The sequence below is a fragment of the Sporomusa malonica genome, assembly GCF_900176355.1.
Lineage (GTDB): Bacteria > Bacillota > Negativicutes > Sporomusales > Sporomusaceae > Sporomusa > Sporomusa malonica.
Genome location: NZ_FWXI01000015.1, coordinates 38001 through 59341, shown reverse-complemented (window position 1 = coordinate 59341; position 21341 = coordinate 38001). Strand labels below are relative to the sequence as shown.

Below are 21341 nucleotides of genomic sequence, written 5' to 3'. Positions count from 1 at the left end.
AAGATTGTTAGCGGCAGCGAATTTATTAGGAATGCCACTTACTGCGTGGACATAACCATAGGAAAGGCAGGGGTGAACTATGTCTGATAAATACCGCCAGATTTTTCTTGCTGCTAATGATGCTATATTTATTGAAGCGCTGGATGGCCGGATACTTGATGCTAACCCTGCGGCTTGTGAGTTGTTAGGATATACGTATGATGAATTAACAAAAATGAAGGTTGCTGACATTGTACCACCTGAATTTATAGATAATATGCCAATTGAGCAGGTATCACTGAAAAAACGAAAACCTGGTGACCGCTGGTTTTGCTGCGAGAATCTCCGGAAAGACGGCACACGGGTAGCTGTCGATGTCAAGGTTCGTCCGTTTGAGATGAACGGCGAGCTGTGTGTTGTCGCTATTGTCAGGGATATCAGCGAGCTAAAACAGGCTGAGGCTAATATATTCCGCCAGAATATGTATTTGACAGCGCTGCATGATACAACGCTTACACTTATGAATCATCTTGATATTCGGGCATTGCTTGAAAGCATGGTGGGGCGAGCTGGCGAACTTGTGGGTACCAGGAACGGATTTGTTGCTCTTGTTGACGAAGTATCAGGAAATTTTATCCTGAAAGTGACTGCCGGGTTTTATAGCCGTCATGTCGGTATGGTTGTTATTCCAGGTGAAGGGGTTATGGGGCAGGTTGTCACTAGTGGAGAGCCCTGTATTGTCAATCAATATGCACTCTGGCCCTACCGCAAACAAGGGCGTGATTACGATATGCTTAACGCCGTGATTGGTATGCCGCTCAAGAATGGCGACAACCTAGTGGGCGTTATTGGGCTGGCCTATGATGAACCGAAAGAGTTTGGGGCAGCGGAAGTTGCTGTGCTGAGTCGTTTTGCTGATTTAGCGTCAATCGCCCTGGCTAACGCAACGCTGTATACCGCGTTGCAGCAGGAATTGGCTGAGCGCAGGCAGATTGAGAAAAAACTGAGATATATGAGTTACTATGATGGACTCACTGGGTTATATAATAGAACCTTCTTTAAACAGGAAATGAGGCGTCTTGAAGGTGCTGGTCAAAAGCCGGTAGCTATTATTTTGTGTGATGTGGATGGTCTTAAACTGATTAATGATACATTAGGCCATGAGATGGGCGATTTGCTCCTTGATGCCGTTGCCACTGTCCTTAAAGCCAGTGTGCGGTCCAGTGATGTTGTAGCTAGAATTGGCGGTGATGAATTTGCCATTCTATTACCACAGGCAGATGGCAAACAGGTTGGGAGTATTTGCTCACGGATACGCAGTGCTGTTGACATGTATAACGCCGAGCATCTGGAATTGCCGCTGAGTATGTCCATTGGGTATGCTGTAGCCGAGGCTGGTATGGCTAATGCTGCACCCATGAATGAGTTGTTCCGGGAAGCTGATGACAATATGTACAGGGAAAAACTGCACCGGAGTCGCACCACTCGCAGTGCCATTGTCAAAGCGCTGTTAAAAGCACTGGAGGCTCGTGATTTTATTACAGAGGGTCATGGCGACCGGATGCAGGAATGGATGGCGGAATTAGCTGCAGCGCTTAAGCTGTCTGAACGCCGGACAGGCGATCTCAAATTGCTGGCTCAATTTCATGATATCGGCAAAGTGGGTATTCCTGACCGGATATTATTTAAACCAGGCCAGCTGACACCTGAGGAGCATATCGAGGTACAGCGGCATGCCGATATTGGCTACCGGATTGCTCAGTCGATTTCTGACCTTATTCCTATTGCTGACTTCATACTGAAACACCATGAGCGGTGGGATGGCAGCGGTTACCCGATTGGACTCAGAGGCAGCGAAATCCCGCTGGAGTGCCGGATGTTGGCGATTGTCGACGCCTATGATGCTATGACCAGTGACCGGCCATATCGTAAAGCCCTGAACCCTGCCGTTGCTGCCGCTGAGCTAAAGCAGCAGGCTGGCAATCAGTTTGATCCTGATCTTACCGCTATATTTTGTGAGATCGTTGAAAGACGTTACAGGGGGGACTGCGCTTGACACTTAGACTGATTTTGGGCCGGGCTGGCTATGGCAAGACCTGGCAGTGCTTTGATGAAGTTTTATCCCGGCTGGCCAAATCGCCTGATGGCCGGCCTCTTATTTTTATTGTGCCAGAACAAGCTACCTATGAAGTAGAGCGGGCTTTGGCTTCTGCCTGCCACGCGGATGGTTTTGTCCGTGCTCATGTCCTGGGGTTTCGCCGACTGGCACACCGGGTGCTGAATGAGACTGGCGGTGCTGCCAGACCCCATATCTCTGAATTGGGTAAACGCATGGTATTTAGCCGTCTATTGATGGAGAACAAAAATAATCTAAAGCTATTGACGCGGGCTGCATCAGAAAGAAGCTTTGCCGAAACGATTGAAGGCGTGGTCAAAGAGTTTAAAGCGTACGGGATTGGGCCAGCGGCTCTTGCCGCTATGGCTGGCGATGAGGAGCAGCTGGGCAGCCTGGCGCTGGCTGGGAAAATCCACGACTTGGCTCTGCTCTACCAGGGGTTTGAAGACTTTCTGGCAGGGCGGTATATTGACCCTGAGGATTATCTCAGTCTATTGGCTGAAAAGATTGCTGAATCTGACCTATTGAGCCAAGCCGAGATATGGATAGACGGCTTTACCTGGTTTACACCCCAGGAATATGCCGTGGTGGAGGCCTTGCTGAAAGCGGCTTACGCCGTAACTGTCACTATCTGCCTGGAGCAGCCGGATAACCCCGTCAATGCCAGAGAGGAAGCGTTGTTTCACCGCCAGTGGGAAACCTATGTGAAGTTAAAAAAACTGGCTTCAGTGTTAAACGTTCCGGTTACTCAGCAAGAACTTGTGATCCCGCACCGCTTTGAAAAGCCTATATTGGCGGCCATTGAACAGCAGTTTTTTGGTGGCCGGAAACCCGGCTTCACGGAGGAAGACAAGAATACCGGGTTTACGCTGGCTGAGGCGGCCAACCGCCGGATAGAGGTTGAGGCTATCGCCCGCGAAATCATTCGGTTAAGCCGTGAAGAGAACTTACGGTGGCGGGATATGGCTATTCTAATTCGTGATGTGGACAGCTATGCCGAGTTAATGGCTACCGTTCTGGCTGACTATAATATCCCGTTTTTTAGCGATAATAACCGTCCGGCAGTGCATCATCCGCTGGCTGAGCTGGTGCGGTCTGCCCTTGAGGTTATATTGGAAAAATGGAGTTATGAGCCGGTGTTTCGCTGTCTTAAGACCGATTTGTTCCCCGTAACCAGGGATGAAGTCGATGTGTTGGAAAACTACTGCCTGGAATTTGGTATTCGCGGCTCACGGTGGACTAACCCCGAGGCCTGGGCTTTCCGCCGTCGCTATTCATTGGCTGAGGATGAATGGGCCGGTGATGAGCTCAGTGCAGCAGAGCAGGAGCAGTTAGGCCGCATCAACCACATTCGCCAGCAGAGTACTTGGGAACTGGTCAGACTAGCCGGCCGGTTGACGCCGGCTGTACGCCAGGGCCTGCAACCGATAGAATTGGTACAGCCGGTTTACGAGTTTCTGCTGCAGTTAGAGGTGCCGGATAAACTTGAGGCCTGGGCGGCTGCCGCCGAGGCAGCTGGTGACTTGGAACAGGCCCGCGAACACAGACAGATGTGGGCCAAGGTTGTTGAATTGTTAGACCAGATTGTCGATACCTTTGCTGAGCAGCCCTTGACGCTTGAGGATTTTACCGCTATTATCAGTGAAGGTCTGGAAGGAACCAAACTCAGCCTGATTCCGCCTGGCCTTGATTATGTTACAATCGCTGCGCTGGAACGAACCAGACGGCTTAAGATAAAAGCAGCCTTTGTTCCTGGTGCAAGTGATGGCAGTCTGCCGCGACGCAGGCGGGAAGAAGGGCTATTGACAGACAGTGAACGGGCGTTGTTAACCTCGCTGGGGCTTGAACTGGGCGGGGGGGCAGCAGCCGATACCTTTGCCGAGCAGTTTTTAGTATATACTGCGTTAACCCGAGCCAGCAGGAGTCTCTGGGTGAGTTATCCGCTGGCTGATGCTGAAGGCAAAGCCTTGGGGCCGTCTATGATCGTGAGACGGTTAAAAGAAATTACAGGTGCAAAAGTAAAGGCCTTACCGGTTGAACCGCCGCCAGGGCGGGAAGCCGAATATCTTGCCAGACCAAAGCGAGCTTTGGCGGCGCTTGCTGGTGCGCTTAGGCTGTACAAGCATACCGGACACATCAGTTCTGCTTGGTGGGATGTATATAACTGGGCACTGGCAGACGAAGGTCAACGTGTCCAGCTGCATGCTGCGCTAGCCGGATTGTTTCATCATAACCAGCTGGAGCCATTACAACCAGGCCTGCCAGGCCGTTTGTATCTAAAAAACGGCGTGCTGCGGGGCAGTGTCACCAGGTTTGAAGCCTTTCGCGCCTGTCCGTTTAAGCATTTCGCTCAGTATGGGCTGGGGCTCAAAGAGCGGGCTGTATATCAGCTGAAAGCGCCTGATTTAGGGCAGTTTCTGCATGCGGTGCTTAAGCAGTTTGGCGACAGACTGACAGAGGGCGGCCAAAGCTGGGGTGATGTTACTCAGTCGCAAATCGGCGATATGTGTACCGGTATTGTGGCTGAATTGGCACCTAAACTGCAAAATGAGATACTGCTGAGCAGCAAGCAGCACGAACACTTGGTTACAAGGCTGACTAGGCGGGCTGTCCGGGCGGTAAGCCGGTTGGCTGCCTGGGCGCAGGTGAGTAAGTTTAAGCCGCTGGCCTTAGAACAGGCCTTCGGGCGAGGCCAGGGAGCGCTGCCGCCGCTGTCATTTCCACTGCCTGCGGGGATGCTGGAAGTGGCCGGACAGATTGACCGCTTGGATGTAGGCGAGCATGAGGGGCACAAGTATGCGCTTGTTATTGACTACAAATCAGGCGGGGCCTGGCTTAGTCTGGCAGAGGTATACTATGGACTTAAACTGCAGCTCTTAACCTACCTGCTGGTAGCGGTCAGCAGACAGGAGGGGCCTAACGCCTGCCTGCCTGCCGGTGTGCTGTATTACTTTTTGAAAAACCCAATGGTATCAGGAGCCACCCTGAAAACCCCTGAACAAATCGAGAAAGAGCTAAATGGCAAGCTCAAAATGCCAGGTTGGCTGCTGGCTGATGTCAATCTGGCCGGACTGCTTGATGAAACAATTGACGGTTGGTCAGAGTTTTTCAGAATTGCCCTTGGCAAAAATGGCTTTTACGAAAGCTGTATGGATAAGCTCAAGACTGAGGAAGAGTTTGCACTGTTACTGAACCATGTTGAACAAGAGCTGGTGGCTGTAGCTGAGGCTATCCTGGCGGGAGAAACGGCCATAAGGCCCTTCAGACTGGATAAAGCGACTCCCTGCGGGTATTGTGCCTTTCGGCCAGTATGCCAGTTTGACCGCAATCTGCCAGAGAATGACTATCTATCACTGCCCAAAGTGGATGATCAGACTATTATGAGTGAACTGCGCCAGCGGAAAGGAGGCAAGAGTGGTGAAATGCTCCCCTGAACAGCTCTCAGCCATTGAAACCCGCGACCATAATCTCTTGGTAGCGGCCGCTGCTGGCTCAGGCAAGACGTGGGTACTTGTCGAACGCATTATCCGCCGGATCATCGATCCCCAGGAACGACTAAGTGTAGATCGTCTGCTTGTTGTTACCTTTACCAATGCCGCTGCCAACGAGATGCGCAGCCGCGTGGGTGAGGCTTTAACGGCTGCGCTCAGTCATCCTGAATTGACCGACCCAGAACTCAGGCGCCACGTGGAACGACAGCTGGTGCTGCTTAACGCAGCCAGCATCTCCACACTGCATGCCTTTTGTCAAAGCCTTGTTCGACAGTATTTTTATCTGCTGGATATTGAGCCTAACTTTCGTATAGCCAACGAAACAGAAATTACATTAATCAAAAGCGATGTACTTGAGTCTGTATTTGAAGAGGGATATACCCAGGCTGAACCTGAGTTTTTGACACTCATTGATCACTATGGTGACGAAGATGGCGACAATTCGCTGGCTGGTCTGGTACTCAAGCTGCATAATTTTTCGTGCAGCCACCCCTGGCCAGAGTACTGGCTTGACGGCTTAACGGCAGCGTTTAATTTACCGCCTGAAGCTGAATTTGATACTACCCCCTGGTCAGCGCTGGTGCGGGATAAAATCATGCTTGACTGGGAAGATGCCAGACAATCGCTGGCAGCACTGATGATCGAGGCTGGAAAGCCTGGTAATCCGGCAGCCTACGCCCGTACTTTTGCCGAAGATATCAACCTGATTGACAATCTGCTACTAGCTGCCAAGGAGTCTTGGCAAGCACTGGCGATGGCTTTGGCTGCCATAAGTTTTCCGCGCATTGCGCCTGTGGGCAAGGAAGTAACTAAGGAAGTCAAAGACTACTTTCAGGGTCAGCGCAATAAAGCAAAGAAGCGGGTGCTTGATGCCAGAGGGGCGTATTTTGAGCGCAGTCCTAGCGAGCTTGTGGGTGACTTGCGCCAGCTTGCGCCGCTGATTGCTGCTTTGGTCAATTTAGTTAAAAAATTCGCTGCAGGGTATGCGGCTGCCAAACAGGCCAAAGGCGTAGTTGATTTTAACGATCTTGAGCATCTATGCCTGGCAGTGCTCAGAGCTGGTGACGCTTCGCCCAGCGAGGCTAAGCCTTCGACTGTGGCTATGAAACTTAAGGCCAAGTTTAGTGAAATTATGGTAGATGAGTATCAGGATACCAACCGGGTACAGGAAGAGATTATCCGGCTTGTGGCCAGTGATGAGCAGCCTAACCTCTTTATGGTGGGTGATGTCAAACAAAGCATCTACCGCTTCCGGTTGGCCGAACCTGAGCTGTTTATGGACAAATACCACAGGTATCAGAGTGGTACAGTGCCTGGCTGTAAACGTATTGACCTTAGCCAGAACTTCCGCAGTCGCTCCGGGGTGCTCCATGCGGCCAATTTTCTGTTTTGCCAGCTGATGACCAAGCGAACGGCTGAGCTTGATTATGGTCAGGCTGAACAGCTGAATCCCGGGCCTGATTATCCGGCATCAGAACTGCCCAGCCTGAACGGCCCTGTTGAGCTTATCATAATTGACAGGGAAAAGAGTGATGATGAGGGCGACCACGCCGGAGAGTGCGGCACGTCTGATAGTCCGGTAAATGGAGATGGGCCGGAAGATGCAGGCGGTCAGTCTAGCGGTAGTCTGCTTGCAGAGGAAGAACTGAGCGCTTTTGAGCAGGAAGCTGTGCTGATTGCCAGGCGAATCAATGAATTAATGACTAGTGGTTATGCCGTGTTTGATAAACACAGTGGCGGCTACCGGCCGCTGATGTTTCGCGATATTGTTATTCTGCTCCGGTCGGTAAAGGGCAAGGCACAGGCTCTGCAGGATATGCTGCGCCAAAACGGTATTCCCTGCTACGCCGAGCTTGATTCCGGGTATTTTGCTGAAACCGAGATTGCCATTATGCTGGCACTCCTGCATGTGATTGATAATCCGCAGCAGGATATTCCGCTCGCTGCTGTACTCAGGTCGCCGCTGGTTGCTTTAGATGGGGACGAACTGGCAGGAATTAGGTTGTGTAAGGGCGAGGGCAGTCTTTGGGATGCTGTACTGGCCTATAGTGGTGCTGATGCGGCTTCTGGCAAGGTATTGCCGTTTCTTGAACAGATGTCAGCCTGGCGCAGCCTGGCGCGGCGTAAAGGCGTCGCCGAACTGATCTGGCACATTTTCCATGATACCGGTTACTATGATTATGTGGGTGGGATGCCTGGCGGTGTTTTGCGCCAGGCCAACCTGCGAGCACTCTATGATCGGGCCAGGCAGTATGAAGCAACTAACTTCCGGGGATTGTTCCGGTTTCTACGGTTTATTGAGCGGCTGAAAGACAAGAATTCGGATTTGTCGGTGGCGCGGGCTCTAGGTGAAAGTGAAGATGTTGTCCGGGTTATGAGTATTCATAAGAGTAAGGGGCTTGAGTTCCCGGTTGTAATTGTCGCTGATATCGGTAAAAATTTCAACCTGCAGGATATGACTGCCCTGGTATTGTGCCATAAAGAATTGGGTGTCGGTCCGTATGTTACGCTGCCAGAACTCCGGTTTCGCTACCCGACACCGGCACGTTGGGGAATTCAACATAAGCTGGAGCTTGAGACCAAGGCCGAGGAGCTTCGAATTCTTTATGTTGCTTTGACCCGCGCCCGGGAAAAGCTGATACTCATTGGTTCGGCAAAAAAACTACCGCAAAAATGCACCAGTTGGTGCCGTTCGGTTGGTGAGCCAGCCGAAAAGCTGCCTGCCAGCCAGGTTATTAAGGCCAAAAGCTACCTTGACTGGATCGGTATGGCAGTAGCCCGGCACGCTCACGGCGAGGTTATCAGGCAGTGTGGTGAGTGCCCTGATCTGCCAGCGCCAGAACTGGCTTGTCACGCTTCTTCCTGGGAGGTAAAAATATACCGGTCGCTAGATATTAAGCCACTGGAACAGTCTGGCCAGGCCGACGATGAGCTTCTTGACGCTGTGCGCCGGTTAGAACCGGTTGGCTGTGGTACAGGCACAAAATGGGTGGATACTATCCTGCGGTGGGAGTATGGCTGCACAGCCGCTGTCAGCAGGCCGGCCAAGCTAGCCGTGTCGGAGATTAAACGGCGGCTTGAACTGGTCGAACGGGAAGAAACAGAAGCCGAGCATGTATTTGCCCTGCCGGCCATTCACGCTCGCCCCCGGTTTCTTCAGGCTAAGTCTGGGCTGACGCCGGTGGAATATGGTATCATGATGCACACCGTTATGCAGCATGTCTCGCTTAATGGCCCCTATACGGCAGAGGCCATTGCTGCGCAGGTCAGGGAGTTAGAGGTTAGGCAGATTCTGCCGCCTGGTCAGGCTCAGGCGGTGGATGCCAATAGTGTTGCAGCCTTCTTTACTTCAAGCTTGGGACAGCGGCTGATTGAGGCCCGTCAAGTGTGGCGTGAACTACCGTTTAGCTTGATGCTGCCTGCTGAAAAGTTTTATTCGGATTTGAATGGCTGTGGTGAGCGGATTTTTGTGCAGGGGGTTATTGACTGTTTGTTTGCCGAAGACGATGGTCTGGTACTTGTGGATTTCAAGACAGATAAGGCTGCCTCAGCCGATGAATTGGCTGCCAAGTATGCGGCACAGCTAAGTATGTATGCGGTGGCTGTTGAGCGTATTCTTGGGCGGCCAGTTAAGGAGCAGGTTCTGTATGCGTTTGGATTGGGGCGGGAAGTTAAGTTAGAGGCATGGGGATGAGCAAAAGAAAATGGGGCTGTGCTGAAACCAAGGTTTCAACACAGCCCCATAATTATTTAAGTTTGTTAGAGTTTACTGTCTTACACAAACCATAGCCTTCGGCAAGAAATTGCCTTGTGCATTGGCAGCAAGTATCTTGTCAGCATCCGCTTGGCTGATAATAATGTTTACGTTATGGTCGCGCAGGCCAATTGCTTTAGCCATAATAGGAGTTGTGCCAGCGCGGGATTGGCCAAGCTCAAGCGCTCTGATGTCTTCCGGAGTGACCATGTAGTCAATCATGCCCTGCGATACTGCGAATTCAGGAATGATATTGACATGACCATAGATAGCGCGGCCGGTTTCGTCAAAGATGACCGGAGACATAGCGCGTTCCAGTGGCAGGCCGGTTACGTCAACAACCAGGCCGGTATACACTGGCAGGGAAACTGGGTGATAAGATGGCGACGGAGTAAGAAAAGGAACAGGCGTAGCCGGACTGGTAGCATCAGTAATTACCTCTGCCAGACTGCCTTTGCCATATAAGCCGATCCGCATGGTTACTTGATAAGTGCCATCAGCAAGCTGTTGCTCATTGACAATTTTTGCCCCTTTTACTATGCCAGAGACTTGGGTTTTAACGGTGTCATTGGTGGTTTCAAAGTTTTGCACAGTTGTTTCTGCTGTAACCTGTACACCCTCAACGCTCTCAAGCAGATTGCGTTGGGCGTCGACGATGGCAGCCCGTCTAGCCATAAGCCGGGCTTGGGCTGGAGATTTGGCAATACTTGAAGGCACGCCGGTACCGATGGCCTCAACAAAACCTTCATCCCAGTTAATTAAACCGTTCGCGCCTACCTGGTCAACTGCAGTAACTGATACGTTTACATTGGTGTTGACGGTAGCTGCGCTAGCTGCCAGTGGCAAACCAGCCAGAAGCAGAGTGCAGATGGTGAGGTAGACCAAAGACTTCTTTAACATGTGGTAGCCTCCTTAAATTAATATTTCATCATAGCCTGAATGCCACTATTACTGATATCAGTGATGCTCAGGTTGATGCCGCTAAGTTTCTCCAGCTCGCTGGCCAGAGTTTTGGGGGCGTATGTATAGTTGATGTCTATGGTGACAATGCCGCCATTATAGCCGCGGACATAGACATTTTTGACCCCGCGTAGCTGTTTGAGTTCGCTTTCTAGAATACTTATCTTGTTATAACTGGTAATACCCTTTACGATAAGCTGTACGCCTTTCTCAGGGTTGCTGGCAAACGCCATAAGTTGCTGTACCATATAGTCGCCCATTTTTTCGCCAGCTTCGTTAAGTGCCATTTTGGCAGCGATAAATTCTGATGAATGGACACCAGTACCATATAGACCATTTGTCGCAATAACCTCACCTGTGTCGGCCTTAATTATCTTGGCTTCCAGCCGCGCACCGCAGGAAACAAGACCATACAGGTAGCTGTTACGGGTGCTGAAGGCTTCCCCTATAATAATGTAATCAAGTCCTTGACTACTGGCAAAGGATATGGCATCGTCTCTATTGCCTTGCATAATGGACTTTACAGTATTGGTATAACGGATGTTTTGAATTTGCCTGGCATCAACCATCCGGCTGAATCCAGCTTCAATGAGTTTCTTTATGACAGCTGTTTCGCCTGCTGGGTCAGGTATTGGTGCAGAGATATGATATTCGGGGATGATTACGCCAATACGCGGGTCGCGCAAGCCTTGCTCGATAAGTTTAAGCCGCTGCAGCTGGCCCATAAGCCTGGAGTTCGGGTTTGTATCAACCTGCACGCGGGCAGTGATAACCGTTTGACCAGCGCTACGCTGTTCGCTGACAATTGTCCAGTCCTGGACAAAGCCACGGGATTTGGTATAAATTTCATCTTTTACTACTTCTGCATTTTGAACCAGTGTCTGTGAGTCTACCAGGGTGCCTACAGCCTGTTCAACGGCGTTACGGAGCGCATCATTAATGGCTTCATCCCGTGTTGTACCATAGCCTTGAACGGTAACCTCCCTGGCCAGTGTCACTGGTGTACACAAAAGCAGGGTCATAAAAGATATTGCCAGAATAAGGTAGATCCTTTTCAAATCTTCCACCACCTAACAAACATTGGGGTAAACTACTTCTTCCTTACTTTATCACCGGCTTGGAGGCCAAAAGCTGAGCCTTGAACCTCGCCAATCGCCATGTCGTTTTCAACACTAATAATCTTGATTGTTGCCACATCATGTTTTTCCGCTCCAAGAATTCTGCCAGTCACCGGATGGGTGATTACATTTCCTTCGCGGAAAATGGTGTAGGATTGACCAGCCTGTACACCTTGTTCACGGCCAAGATCAATATACACTTTTTTCCCAGAGCATTGTACAACAAAGCCTTCAAGTGGGTTTACCTGATTGATCTTATCAACAACTTTGGTAACTGCCTTGCGGGCAGCCTCAGAGAACGCTGAATTGCTTTGTCCCTCGGCGAAAATCGTGCGGCCACTGTTGTCATTGAGGGATCCCAGGTTTACAGCGCCTTCTGCCTGCTCTGCCCATAAAATGTTGCCACTGTTGGCATCGATCATGCGGACAGACAAGACTACCTTAACCTTAGTTTGCGTAGCCAAACCAAACAGGTTAACTTGCTGGGCTCCGGCTTCGACAATTTTGCCTACTACCAGATAATCCAGTCCCTCAAACTTAACATATTGCGAGGGGCCGGTGCTAAAACCGTCGATACCCAGCTTTTTCTCTCTCATCATCTGGGCTAATTGTTCGCGCTCGATAACCTGGTATGATTTGTTTTTTACAAGTTCGTTCACCAAGATATCAGAAATACCGCGCCCCATGGCACGATCGGAAACCTGAGAAGCGTTGTCAAAGTCCACGACGCCAATGCGCTTTTTTTCACCAGCCCACACCGTAGACGGACTGAACACCCCTACGAGGCAGGACAACAAAAAGAAACCAATAAGTACAATGCTAACGTGCTTTTTTGCCAAGGGAAACCATCTCCTCCTATTTTTGTATAGAAAGACTAATTTCGCGTAATAGGACTATTTTCCTGCTTTTGTCGGCACAAGAGTAAAAAAATAACGCTGTTCTTGTCGATTATTTTGGTAGCTGGGATGCATTAAAGTTCATAAAGAAAGCACGGCTTGCGCCGAGCCTTTGGCGACAGCGGAAGTCGATGCTGCCCTTATCCAGACGGAAAGTTATACTTTCTAACAGGATAACAAAAACCCCCAGGACTGCTCCTGAGGGTTACGTATTAAAGGAAAGGATCAAAACATGCCTTTTCGCCAAAGGCCAAAAGCACTAAGGATGGTAACAGCCAAGGCTACCAGCGATGTGTATAAAAACCCATGGCTCTGACCAAACGGAACGTCAACATTCATCCCCATAAAGCTCGACACCATGGTCGGAATGGCTAGGATAATTGTCATTGAAGCTAAGAATTTCATAACCCGGTTAAGGTTGTTAGATATAATCGAAGTAAAGGTATCCATCATGCCGTTTAAGATACGGCTATACATTTCAACCATCTCAATGGCCTGTTTGTTTTCGATGATAACATCTTCTAAGAGGTCTTCATCTTCTTCATAAATCTTAATTAGATGCTGAACCTGGCTGGTTGAACGAAGGCGTAGAAGCTTCTCTAGCACAATACCGTTAGAACGCAGGGAAGCTGCGAAGTAGGTTAAGCCTTTTTGCAGCTGTAAGAGCTGGAAAATCTCTTCGTTTTGCATGGATCGTCTTAGGTCACGTTCGATTTCATCGGTGCGGCGGTTAATTTGTTTTAAGTGCTTTAAATACAAGGTCGCCGATTTATAGAGGGTCTGAAATAAAAACCTGGTCTTTTTAAAAGTACTGAAAGCTCGTGCATTTTCCGAGCTAAATTCTGCCAGAACTTCATTAGCTTCCAGGCAGACAGTAATAATATATTCGGGGGTAAGAACAATGCCTAATGGCAAGGCATCATAATTATCATGACCGCGCATAACAGGGATATTGGTAATAACAAGCATGTGGTTTTCGTCAAGCTCAATCCGGGAACGTTCTTCTTCGTCCAGGGCTGCCTTGAGAAAATCAAGAGGGCTGCCGGTTGCGGCTGCCACCAGTTCAAGTTCTTCCGGTGTAGGATTTATGAGTTTAAACCAAGCGCCCTTTTCCAGCGTTTGGAGGTCTAATTCATATAGGCGTGTACAGTTGCTGCGATAAATGTTAAGCATGATTGTTCCCCCTTTCTGATTTTAGGGGAATACAAATCCAAGCCTGAGTTATCAGTGCGGCACCGGCAAAAATGTAACAGCGTTAGAACAGCGCGCGCAGACAGAATTAGGCGAGAAAAAATGGAATATTCCCCTGATTTCTATTAAATTAAGCAAAACAGGCCAACTAGGTCGGTCTACGTCCATCTATCTCACCTGCCTTTTGAATCTTATTGATTATCTTTAAATAGCTCTATAAAGAATATAATTCTGTTTACGTTAATAGTCAACCTTTTTGTAAAAAATTTAACCTGTTTTTTACCTGGCTTTAGCATAGACGTTAGGCTTATATGTTAGAATGTTACCAAAGATCCTGTTCTATGTATTAGTGTATTAAGTATGCCAGCTGAGTGTGTGCTAAGAATTAGAGCGGAGGTGGAGAATATGGAGTGTTTAGCTGATGTAACTTTGACTCAAGAGGAGTTGGATGAGCTGCTGCGCGATTTGCCCCAGCTTGTCTTAGAGCTTGAAGCTAGCCGTGACTATAGTGCTAGCGAGGAATAGGATTAGCAAAGCATGCAAAAAATACCTGCAATAGCTTGGTTGACAAGATCTCACGCTGTTTGCTATAATACTAAATGTGCCAGATGCGGAGGGGTGTCCGAGCGGTTTATGGAGCTGGTCTTGAAAACCAGTGATCCCGCAAGGGACCGTGGGTTCGAATCCCACCCCCTCCGCCATTTAAATCAATTGACTTAAGTCAGGGCATCTGCTATAATCTAACCAGCCAAAAGACACGGAGTGGTACTCAAGTGGCTGAAGAGGACGGTTTGCTAAATCGTTAGAGGTCGTGAGGCCTGCCAGGGTTCAAATCCCTGCCACTCCGCCATAAAAAAAGAACAGTTGCTAGCCGAAAGGCTAACAACTGTTCTTTTTTTATGGCCCTGGTACTACTGTACTGGGCCTGGTCGATACTAGAAGTTACTCAGCCAATCAGATATAGTTGCGCCAGCTTGCTTGGTATTCAAGGCCAGATGATGGTCTCCGTCCTGGTATAGCACCAGTTCTGTACCACGGAAGTCGTATTTATGTTTAGGTTATAATAATAAGGAAACAATATTTTAAGACTGAGGAGAGAATGAAATGCTGTTACTGATTATTGCGGTGGTCATTGGAGTTGCTGCTTTCGCGATACTGCGTCCGCATCAGATAGCTTCTTGTCGACCGGATTTACCGCAGAAGGATGAGGGGATAGAAAGCGCGAAGGGAGGTATGGGTAGTATGATGGCAGGGGTGATATTAAGCTATCTTGTCAGCAACTTTCTAATTGATAGTCACCAGTATAACGCGTGGCGCGGGTTAAGTACAGATAAGCTTAAGGCTACGCTGGCAGCCGAGGGAATAATGAGTGAGACTGATTTTGTGGGCTTAAGTGACCAGCTTACTGCTAACGCTGAGCTAACTGAAGCTCAAAGCCAATTTGGAGATTAACGGCCTAACCCAGGAAGAAATCAAAAAAATCTGCTGGGGAACGCGCTGCGGCTGATTAGGGATACACCTACATAGAATGGTGCCATTGTGAACGTACAGCTGTAATCGGGGAGGAGACAGATGGCGTTTTTGTAACCCTGGTAGAGACGCCGGTAATATGACCAGGTAATAAAGAAAGGCAACCATATCGGGGAAGTAAACAGATAGAAACAGCTAATAATTATACATGCTTACAGGTAAAGGATAGAATCCTATACCTGTTTTTTGTTTGTAAAAATGTCTATCAAGGTATTAATTTCAGGGAATAAATAGAAATATAGACAGAATAAAGGATAAAAAGCAGGCAGGCTAAGGATGTATACAATATTTTGTGGGCTTAAGGACTTGCACATTTTGAAAACGCTTGGTACAATAAACTTAATTCAACGCCATTAATATCTGGTATTAAAACTTGGTATAATAGTTGAGTGCCTGCTGGTATAAGGCTGACTGTGTGTTGAATGAGTCCGAATTTACAATAAAAAGGAGTGCAGTAAATGGAGTTTTTAGTAGCGCTAGCTAGTATCATGATGGTGAACATCGTGCTTAGCGGCGACAATGCAGTGGTCATTGCTATGGCCAGCCGTTGTTTGCCCCCGAAGCAGCAGAAGATGGCCATCTTGTGGGGTAGCGCGGGGGCGATTGGGCTGCGGGTTATTTTAACGCTTGTAGCTGTTGTACTCTTGCAAATACCCTATGTACAGTTTATCGGCGGGTTGCTCCTTATTTGGATCGCGGCCAAATTACTGATGGAGGAGCAAGGTGAAGAGTGTGTTGAAGCAGGTACCTCCTTCGGGGCAGCCATCAAGACAATCATTGTCGCCGACCTGGTAATGAGCCTCGACAATACCCTGGCAATTGCGGCTGTCGCCAAAGGCGACTATTTGCTTTTGGGTCTTGGTTTGGCGATTAGTATTCCGCTTATTGTTTTTGGCAGCCAAATTATCATCAAGATCATGGATAAATACCCGGTGGTTGTTTATGCTGGTGCCGCCCTGATTGCTTGGACGGCTGGCGAGATGATGATTAGCGATCACAAAATTGGTCCTGTCATTCATGATCTTTTCCCGGCATGGTTAATCCCGGCGGCTATAACTCTTGGTGTGGTGGCTGTGGGCTATTGGATGAAGAAAAGCCATAAAGAACAAGCGGATAATAGCCCTGCTAAGGCAAGTCATCCGGCCCAATAATATAGTAGCTAAGTAAATGAACGAGACATCGCTTTTGCAGCGATGTCTTTTTTCCTGTTGGAAAGTATTTCTTTTCGTCTGGATAAGGGTACATCGGATTGCGCTTTCGCCAGAGGCTTGGCGCAATCCGTGTTTTCTTTAGCAGGGTAATCGCCTTGAAGCAGCGAATAATCTATAGGTGAAATCTGTAATCCAAGGAAGGGTTGACTACCATGGCGGCAATGCCTTTACATATTCATAAACGTCTGGCCTTATTTCTGATGCTGACTCTCCTGGCGCTAGCTGGTTTGGCAGGGCGAATTGCCTGGATCCAGTTTGGTGAGGGTCAGCGGTTAAGCGCTAAGGTGCGGGAGCAGCTCCGGGAAAGCCGGGTGATGCAGTCGCCGCGCGGCACCATTTATGACCGCAATGGGCGGGAGCTGGCAGTGAGCACGATGACGAAATCATTATATGCTAATCCGCACGAAATAAAAGACGTTGATGCGTTAGCTGGCTTGCTGGCTCCTATTCTCGGTATTAGTCAGGCAGACCTCAAGGAGCGGCTGGTGACAGGCGCCAGTTTTATTTGGCTAAAGCGGACACTTGAGCCTGCGCAGGCCAAGGCTGTAGCAGGTCTTATCAAAGAGCATGAGCTCACAGGCCTTGGTTTTGTCGAGGAAAGTAAGCGTTATTACCCTAATGACAGCTTAGCTGCACAGGTACTCGGCTTTGTCGGCACAGATGATATTGGGCTTGAGGGGATCGAGATGGTTCTAGATAAGACCATTAAAGGCCAGAAGCTCAAGCAGGTCATTGATACCGATAGTCATGGCACACCAATATTTAAGTCGGTTTTTTCGTTTATTCCGGAAAAGCAGGGTAAATCAGTATATTTGACCATAGATGCCACAATACAATATATTGTGGAGCGCGCGCTTGATAATGCGATGGCCAAGACCGGCGCTCAGGCAGCTACTGTGATCATCATGCAGCCTAAGACGGGAGAAATTCTGGCAATGGCCAGTCGGCCAAGTTATAATCCCAACCAGTTTGAGCGTTTCAGCTCTGAACAATGGAAAAACCGGGCAATCTCTATTGTGTATGAGCCTGGCTCTACCTTTAAGGCAGTTATTGCTGCTGCCGCGCTTGAGGATGGCAAAGTGAGGCCGGACGAACGGTTTGTTGACAAAGGCTTTGTCGAGATATCAGGCCGGAGAATCAAAAACTGGAGTGACGAAAGCTACGGTGACGTATCTTTTATGGATATTATTAAAAACTCTATCAATACAGGGTTTGTCGAGGTTGGTATGCGGGTTGGGGCTGCTAAATTGACAAGCTATGTACGTGGTTTTGGCTTTGGTAAAGCAACCGGTATTGGGTTGCCGGGTGAAGAGGCAGGGATTTTGTTTGACCCAGAAAAGATGAGGGACAGCGATACCGCTACCATGTCGATCGGTCAGAGTATTGCTGTTACCCCGCTGCAACTGACGGCGGCCATTGCAGCCATTGCCAATGATGGTGTATTACTAAAACCACGTATTATCAAGGAATATCATTATGATGACGGTACACTGGCAGATACATTTGATCCAGTAGTTATCAGGCAGGCCATTAGTCCGGAAACAGCTCGCACACTTTCGGTTATGTTGGAGAAGGTTGTTAGTGAGGGAGGCGGCAAAAAGGCGGCTGTTAAGGGCTACCACTTTGCCGGTAAAACTGGTACAGCTGAAAAACTAAAACCAGGGGGTTATGGTTATTTGGCTGGGCATTATATTGCCTCTTTTGGTGGCTTTGGCCCTGTGGAAGACCCGCAGGTTGCCGCACTAATTGTCCTTGACGATCCAGCAGGCATCTATTACGGCGGTGAGATTGCGGCACCGGTATTTAACGAAATTATGTCCCAGGTTATGCGGTATATGAGTGTCCGTCCCCAAGACGGTAATCCGTTGCTGCCGCCGATCAAACCAGAAGCAGCAAATGCCACGGCCACCTATACGTCGCCGATTGTCGAGGGACCGCCGGTGACTCCGCCGACTGGGCACGTATTGGTGCCGGTGTTAAGTGGAAAAACGATTAGGGAGGCGGCCGAATCTCTCCACAATTTGGGGCTTACTTTTGTGCCGGTTGGCACAGGTACAGCTGTAAAACAAAATGTTGCTCCCCATACGGCAGTCAAGCCTGGGGTGGAAATCATTGTCTACTTTGAGCCAAGATAAGGAAAGATATCTGCGAATACATTGTTACAGGCAGGATAACCTAATATAGGGATCGTGAGAGTAAAAGGATTTTACAAAGGTTTGAAGATATGAAAAAAAATCACAGTCAATTCATTCTCGGTGACGCGTGGCCGGTTGCCGAACTTGTTGTTGAATACATTAAATTACAGCCTGGAGTAAAGCAAGCTGCTGTGGCCGGTACTATCCGGCGCGGACTCGAAATAATCCGGGATATCGATATTGTAGTCGCCGCTTCGTCGCCTGACAGCCTGGTTGCTGCTATGCTGGCGATGCAAGGGATTAATCATGTTATTAGCCAAGAGGTTGGCAGGCTTACTGTCAGTTTGATAAATAGTCTTGTTTGTACTGTGTACATTGTCAGTCCTCACGAATACTCTGTAGCGCTGCTTTATTATACAGGCAGCGCCGGTTATGTAGCTAAATTGGCTGAGCAGGCTACGCGGCAGGGTTTGACACTCGATTCTGCCGGTCTTACGAATCAGCAAGGCGAACAAGTCGCTGTGAAGGATGAACGCAGTTTGTATGCAATGCTGAAGCTAAGCTATGTCGAGCCTGAAGGTAGAGAAGACGAGACAGAACTAAGGCCTGCAGGGGATGCCGCTGAGCCACTGGTAGCCGTGTCAGATATTCGCGGCGTTTTCCATGTTCACACTACATATTCGGACGGAGTGGGCAGTCTGGCCGATATGGCGGCAGCAGCCAGGCAGCGAGGCTGGCAGTACCTGGGGATAGCTGACCATAGCCGCACCGCTGTCTATGCTAGGGGGCTTAGAACAGAAACCGTCATGGCCCAGCGGCGGGAAATTGACAAATTGAATGCTGCCTATCCTGATTTCGCTATTTTAGCTGGGATTGAAAGTGACATACTGCCTAATGGTTCACTGGATTATCCTGATGAAATATTAGCAAGCTTTGATTTTGTCGTAGCATCTGTTCATTCAGCTTTCCGGCAGAACGAAACCGACATGACCCGCCGGATTGTGCGGGCTGTTAATAATCGTTATGTAACTATGTTGGGGCATCCAACAGGACGGATCCTGCTGAGGCGCAAAGGCTATGCTGTCAGCCTGCCTGAGGTAATCCGGGCCGCCGCTCATAGCGGTACAATTATTGAGATTAACGCCAGTCCCTACCGGCTTGATCTGGATTGGCGCTGGTGCCGTATCGCCAAAGAGCAGGGGGTTGTATTTGCCATCAATCCGGACGCACATGCTGTGGGCGAGCTCGAGCACCTGCGCTATGGCTTGGCTTCAGCCCGCAAAGCCGGTCTGACTGCTAATGACATCATCAATACCTGCTCTCTTTCTGAGATAATCGAAATACTCAAACGCAAGCGCCAATAGCTCTCGTTGAGGCTTAAAGAATAAGAGGCGGCTGTAGGCCGCCTCTTATTCTTTAAGCTCATTAGTTGCTGCTATTAATATCAAACTGGGAAGTCATAGTGCCAGCAGTAGTGCTGGTTGTAGTGGCAGTTGCGGTTTGTCCGCCCATTGAAGATTCATACTGCTCGATCATACGGCGAACCATATGGCCGCCAACTCGGCCGCAGTCAGCTGAGGTCATGGTACTCCAACCTTGGCTGCGTACGCGTTCGGTAATACCTAATTCAGTAGCAACCTCCATTTTCATGCGGTCAAGGGCATTTTCTGCACCAGGATTAACAGGTTTTCTGCTTCTTGCCATGTAATAAAGCACCTCCTGAGATTTTTCTAGTTCTAGTATCTGCGGCGAGAATGTAGGTTATCCTATAAATATTATGTTAATTAAGTAAAATGATGCCAATCACCGGATCATAGGGTTTTGTGGAAGAAAATAGTCAGAATTATTATGGAAGGAATTTACAAAACGGCAGAGAATAATTATATGCACAAGGCATCAATAGTAGAATGATTATGTTTTAATGGAGTGTTGTAATGCATGAATTGACAATTGCGCAAGGCATCTTGGATATTGTGCTGAATACAGCTGACAGCCATGGTGCTGGCAAGGTGACTGGTGTTAAGGTGCTGGCAGGTGAGTTGGCAGGTATTGTGCCTGAAGCGCTGGAATTTGGCTTTGCAGCTCTGTCTGAGGGAACGATAGCTGCTGGCGCCTGCTTGGCAATTCACGTCACACCGCTGATTGGCCGTTGCCGGGACTGTGGGGATGAACGCCGGGTTGATAAATATCGCTTTGTTTGTTTAACCTGTGGCTCATCTGCCATCGAGATTACTTCAGGACGGGAACTCAAAGTCGAAAGTGTGGAGGTGGAGTAGGGGTGGAGATACCTGTAATGAGCAATATTCTTGATAAAAATGATCAGATTGCTGCCGAGTTAAACTCCGTGCTAACAAGCCGGGGGATTTTCGTGGTTAATCTTCTGGGGTCGCCTGGGTGCGGCAAAACCTCGCTGCTGGAACAAACGGTAAGTTTATTGAACAATGAACTTAAGCTGGCTATTATTGAAGGCGACTTGTATACCTCAAAAGATGCGGACAGGTTAGCTGCATACGGAACACCTGTTGTTCAAATAAATACCCAGGGGGGCTGCCACCTTGATGCAGCTATGGTAAAAGCGGCTTTATCCCAACTGGATTTGGACCCTATTGATATTCTGATTGTTGAGAATGTCGGCAATTTAGTGTGTCCTGCTGAATTTAATGTAGGAGAACACGCGAAGGTCGTTGTACTTAGCACTACTGAGGGCGAGGACAAGCCGCTTAAATATCCTCTTGTTTTTCGGCAGTCTGAAGCCGTTATTTTAAATAAAATTGATTTGTTGCCTTATACGAGTTTTGCCATGGACGATGCTATTCGCGACATCAAAGGATTAAATCCGCAAGCAGAGCTATTACAAACCTCCTGCAGAACTGGGGAAGGATTAACTACCTGGATTGAATGGCTTAAAATGAGGGCATCCCAAACGCGCGAGATGAGGAAACTCTAATTTAGGGGGAACT

The 21341-nt window shown here is 48.8% G+C and carries 14 protein-coding genes and 2 tRNA genes; 11 read left to right on the top strand and 5 right to left on the bottom strand.

Annotation, left to right across the window (positions count from 1 at the left end):
- The first annotated feature begins 79 nt into the window (after positions 1-79).
- From B9A22_RS16245 to B9A22_RS16235, 3 genes are read left to right on the top strand one after another with little or no spacing between them, the layout of a single operon-like run.
- On the top strand, positions 80-2035 hold the full coding sequence (locus B9A22_RS16245; protein ID WP_084576999.1) for a diguanylate cyclase domain-containing protein: 1956 nt from the start codon (positions 80-82) through the stop codon (positions 2033-2035).
- Positions 2032-5529, top strand: a complete 3498-nt coding sequence (addB, locus tag B9A22_RS16240) for a helicase-exonuclease AddAB subunit AddB (RefSeq protein WP_084576998.1) — start codon at positions 2032-2034, stop codon at positions 5527-5529. The genes B9A22_RS16245 and addB overlap by 4 nt, the downstream gene beginning before the upstream one ends.
- Complete coding sequence (locus B9A22_RS16235; protein WP_245824026.1) at positions 5510-9280, top strand: UvrD-helicase domain-containing protein; 3771 nt, start codon at positions 5510-5512, stop codon at positions 9278-9280. Before addB ends, B9A22_RS16235 begins: the two co-directional genes overlap by 20 nt.
- A gap of 72 nt (positions 9281-9352) precedes the next feature.
- On the opposite strand, the gene B9A22_RS16230 is transcribed toward B9A22_RS16235, so the two are convergent.
- From B9A22_RS16230 to B9A22_RS16215, 4 genes are all read right to left on the bottom strand, one after another.
- Entirely contained in the window at positions 9353-10240 is an 888-nt protein-coding gene (locus B9A22_RS16230) for an LPP20 family lipoprotein (protein ID WP_084576996.1), read from the bottom strand.
- Between the two features lie 17 nt (positions 10241-10257).
- Complete coding sequence (locus B9A22_RS16225) at positions 10258-11358, bottom strand: hypothetical protein (RefSeq protein WP_084576995.1); 1101 nt, start codon at positions 11356-11358, stop codon at positions 10258-10260.
- 32 nt (positions 11359-11390) lie between these two features.
- Positions 11391-12257 carry a CsgG/HfaB family protein gene (locus B9A22_RS16220; RefSeq protein WP_084576994.1) on the bottom strand — a complete coding sequence of 289 codons (867 nt, stop codon included), beginning with the start codon at positions 12255-12257 and terminating at the stop codon, positions 11391-11393.
- A gap of 282 nt (positions 12258-12539) precedes the next feature.
- A complete protein-coding gene (locus B9A22_RS16215; protein ID WP_084576993.1) occupies positions 12540-13487 on the bottom strand; it encodes a magnesium transporter CorA family protein in 948 nt (315 codons plus the stop codon).
- Positions 13488-14117: 630 nt separating this feature from the next.
- Between B9A22_RS16215 and B9A22_RS16210 the strand changes: the two genes are divergently transcribed.
- The 6 genes from B9A22_RS16210 to B9A22_RS16185 all read left to right on the top strand — a co-directional run bounded on the left by B9A22_RS16210 (position 14118) and on the right by B9A22_RS16185 (position 19745).
- Positions 14118-14206: transfer RNA gene (locus B9A22_RS16210), tRNA-Ser, on the top strand.
- 58 nt (positions 14207-14264) lie between these two features.
- Positions 14265-14355, top strand: a tRNA-Ser gene (locus B9A22_RS16205).
- Between the two features lie 254 nt (positions 14356-14609).
- On the top strand, positions 14610-14957 hold the full coding sequence (locus B9A22_RS16200) for a hypothetical protein (RefSeq protein ID WP_084576992.1): 348 nt from the start codon (positions 14610-14612) through the stop codon (positions 14955-14957).
- Positions 14958-15493: 536 nt separating this feature from the next.
- Entirely contained in the window at positions 15494-16186 is a 693-nt protein-coding gene (locus tag B9A22_RS16195) for a TerC family protein (RefSeq protein ID WP_084576991.1), read from the top strand.
- 212 nt (positions 16187-16398) lie between these two features.
- The gene (locus B9A22_RS16190; RefSeq protein WP_084576990.1) at positions 16399-18381 is read left to right on the top strand and encodes a penicillin-binding protein; all 1983 of its coding nucleotides are present in this window, start codon (positions 16399-16401) and stop codon (positions 18379-18381) included.
- Positions 18382-18470: 89 nt separating this feature from the next.
- Complete coding sequence (locus tag B9A22_RS16185; RefSeq protein WP_084576989.1) at positions 18471-19745, top strand: DNA polymerase/3'-5' exonuclease PolX; 1275 nt, start codon at positions 18471-18473, stop codon at positions 19743-19745.
- Between the two features lie 61 nt (positions 19746-19806).
- Here B9A22_RS16185 and B9A22_RS16180 read toward each other — a convergent pair whose 3' ends face one another.
- On the bottom strand, positions 19807-20085 hold the full coding sequence (locus tag B9A22_RS16180) for an alpha/beta-type small acid-soluble spore protein (RefSeq protein ID WP_084576988.1): 279 nt from the start codon (positions 20083-20085) through the stop codon (positions 19807-19809).
- 230 nt (positions 20086-20315) lie between these two features.
- Here B9A22_RS16180 and hypA point away from each other — a divergent pair, with 230 nt between their 5' ends.
- Together hypA and hypB are read left to right on the top strand one after the other, a co-directional pair.
- Positions 20316-20657 (top strand): hydrogenase maturation nickel metallochaperone HypA, encoded by a 342-nt coding sequence (hypA, locus tag B9A22_RS16175; RefSeq protein ID WP_084576987.1) that lies wholly within the window; start codon positions 20316-20318, stop codon positions 20655-20657.
- 2 nt (positions 20658-20659) lie between these two features.
- Complete coding sequence (gene hypB / locus B9A22_RS16170; protein ID WP_084576986.1) at positions 20660-21328, top strand: hydrogenase nickel incorporation protein HypB; 669 nt, start codon at positions 20660-20662, stop codon at positions 21326-21328.
- Positions 21329-21341 lie beyond the last annotated feature (13 nt).

What these genes read in the sequence shown, in the direction of transcription:
- B9A22_RS16245 (WP_084576999.1), top strand. Translation starts at nt 80, where the DNA reads ATGTCTGATAAATACCGCCAGATTTTTCTTGCTGCTAATGATGCTATA.
- B9A22_RS16230 (WP_084576996.1), bottom strand. Translation starts at nt 10,240, where the DNA reads ATGTTAAAGAAGTCTTTGGTCTACCTCACCATCTGCACTCTGCTTCTG.
- B9A22_RS16215 (WP_084576993.1), bottom strand. Translation starts at nt 13,487, where the DNA reads ATGCTTAACATTTATCGCAGCAACTGTACACGCCTATATGAATTAGAC.
- B9A22_RS16200 (WP_084576992.1), top strand. Translation starts at nt 14,610, where the DNA reads ATGCTGTTACTGATTATTGCGGTGGTCATTGGAGTTGCTGCTTTCGCG.
- B9A22_RS16195 (WP_084576991.1), top strand. Translation starts at nt 15,494, where the DNA reads ATGGAGTTTTTAGTAGCGCTAGCTAGTATCATGATGGTGAACATCGTG.
- B9A22_RS16190 (WP_084576990.1), top strand. Translation starts at nt 16,399, where the DNA reads ATGGCGGCAATGCCTTTACATATTCATAAACGTCTGGCCTTATTTCTG.
- B9A22_RS16185 (WP_084576989.1), top strand. Translation starts at nt 18,471, where the DNA reads ATGAAAAAAAATCACAGTCAATTCATTCTCGGTGACGCGTGGCCGGTT.
- B9A22_RS16180 (WP_084576988.1), bottom strand. Translation starts at nt 20,085, where the DNA reads ATGGCAAGAAGCAGAAAACCTGTTAATCCTGGTGCAGAAAATGCCCTT.
- hypA (WP_084576987.1), top strand. Translation starts at nt 20,316, where the DNA reads ATGCATGAATTGACAATTGCGCAAGGCATCTTGGATATTGTGCTGAAT.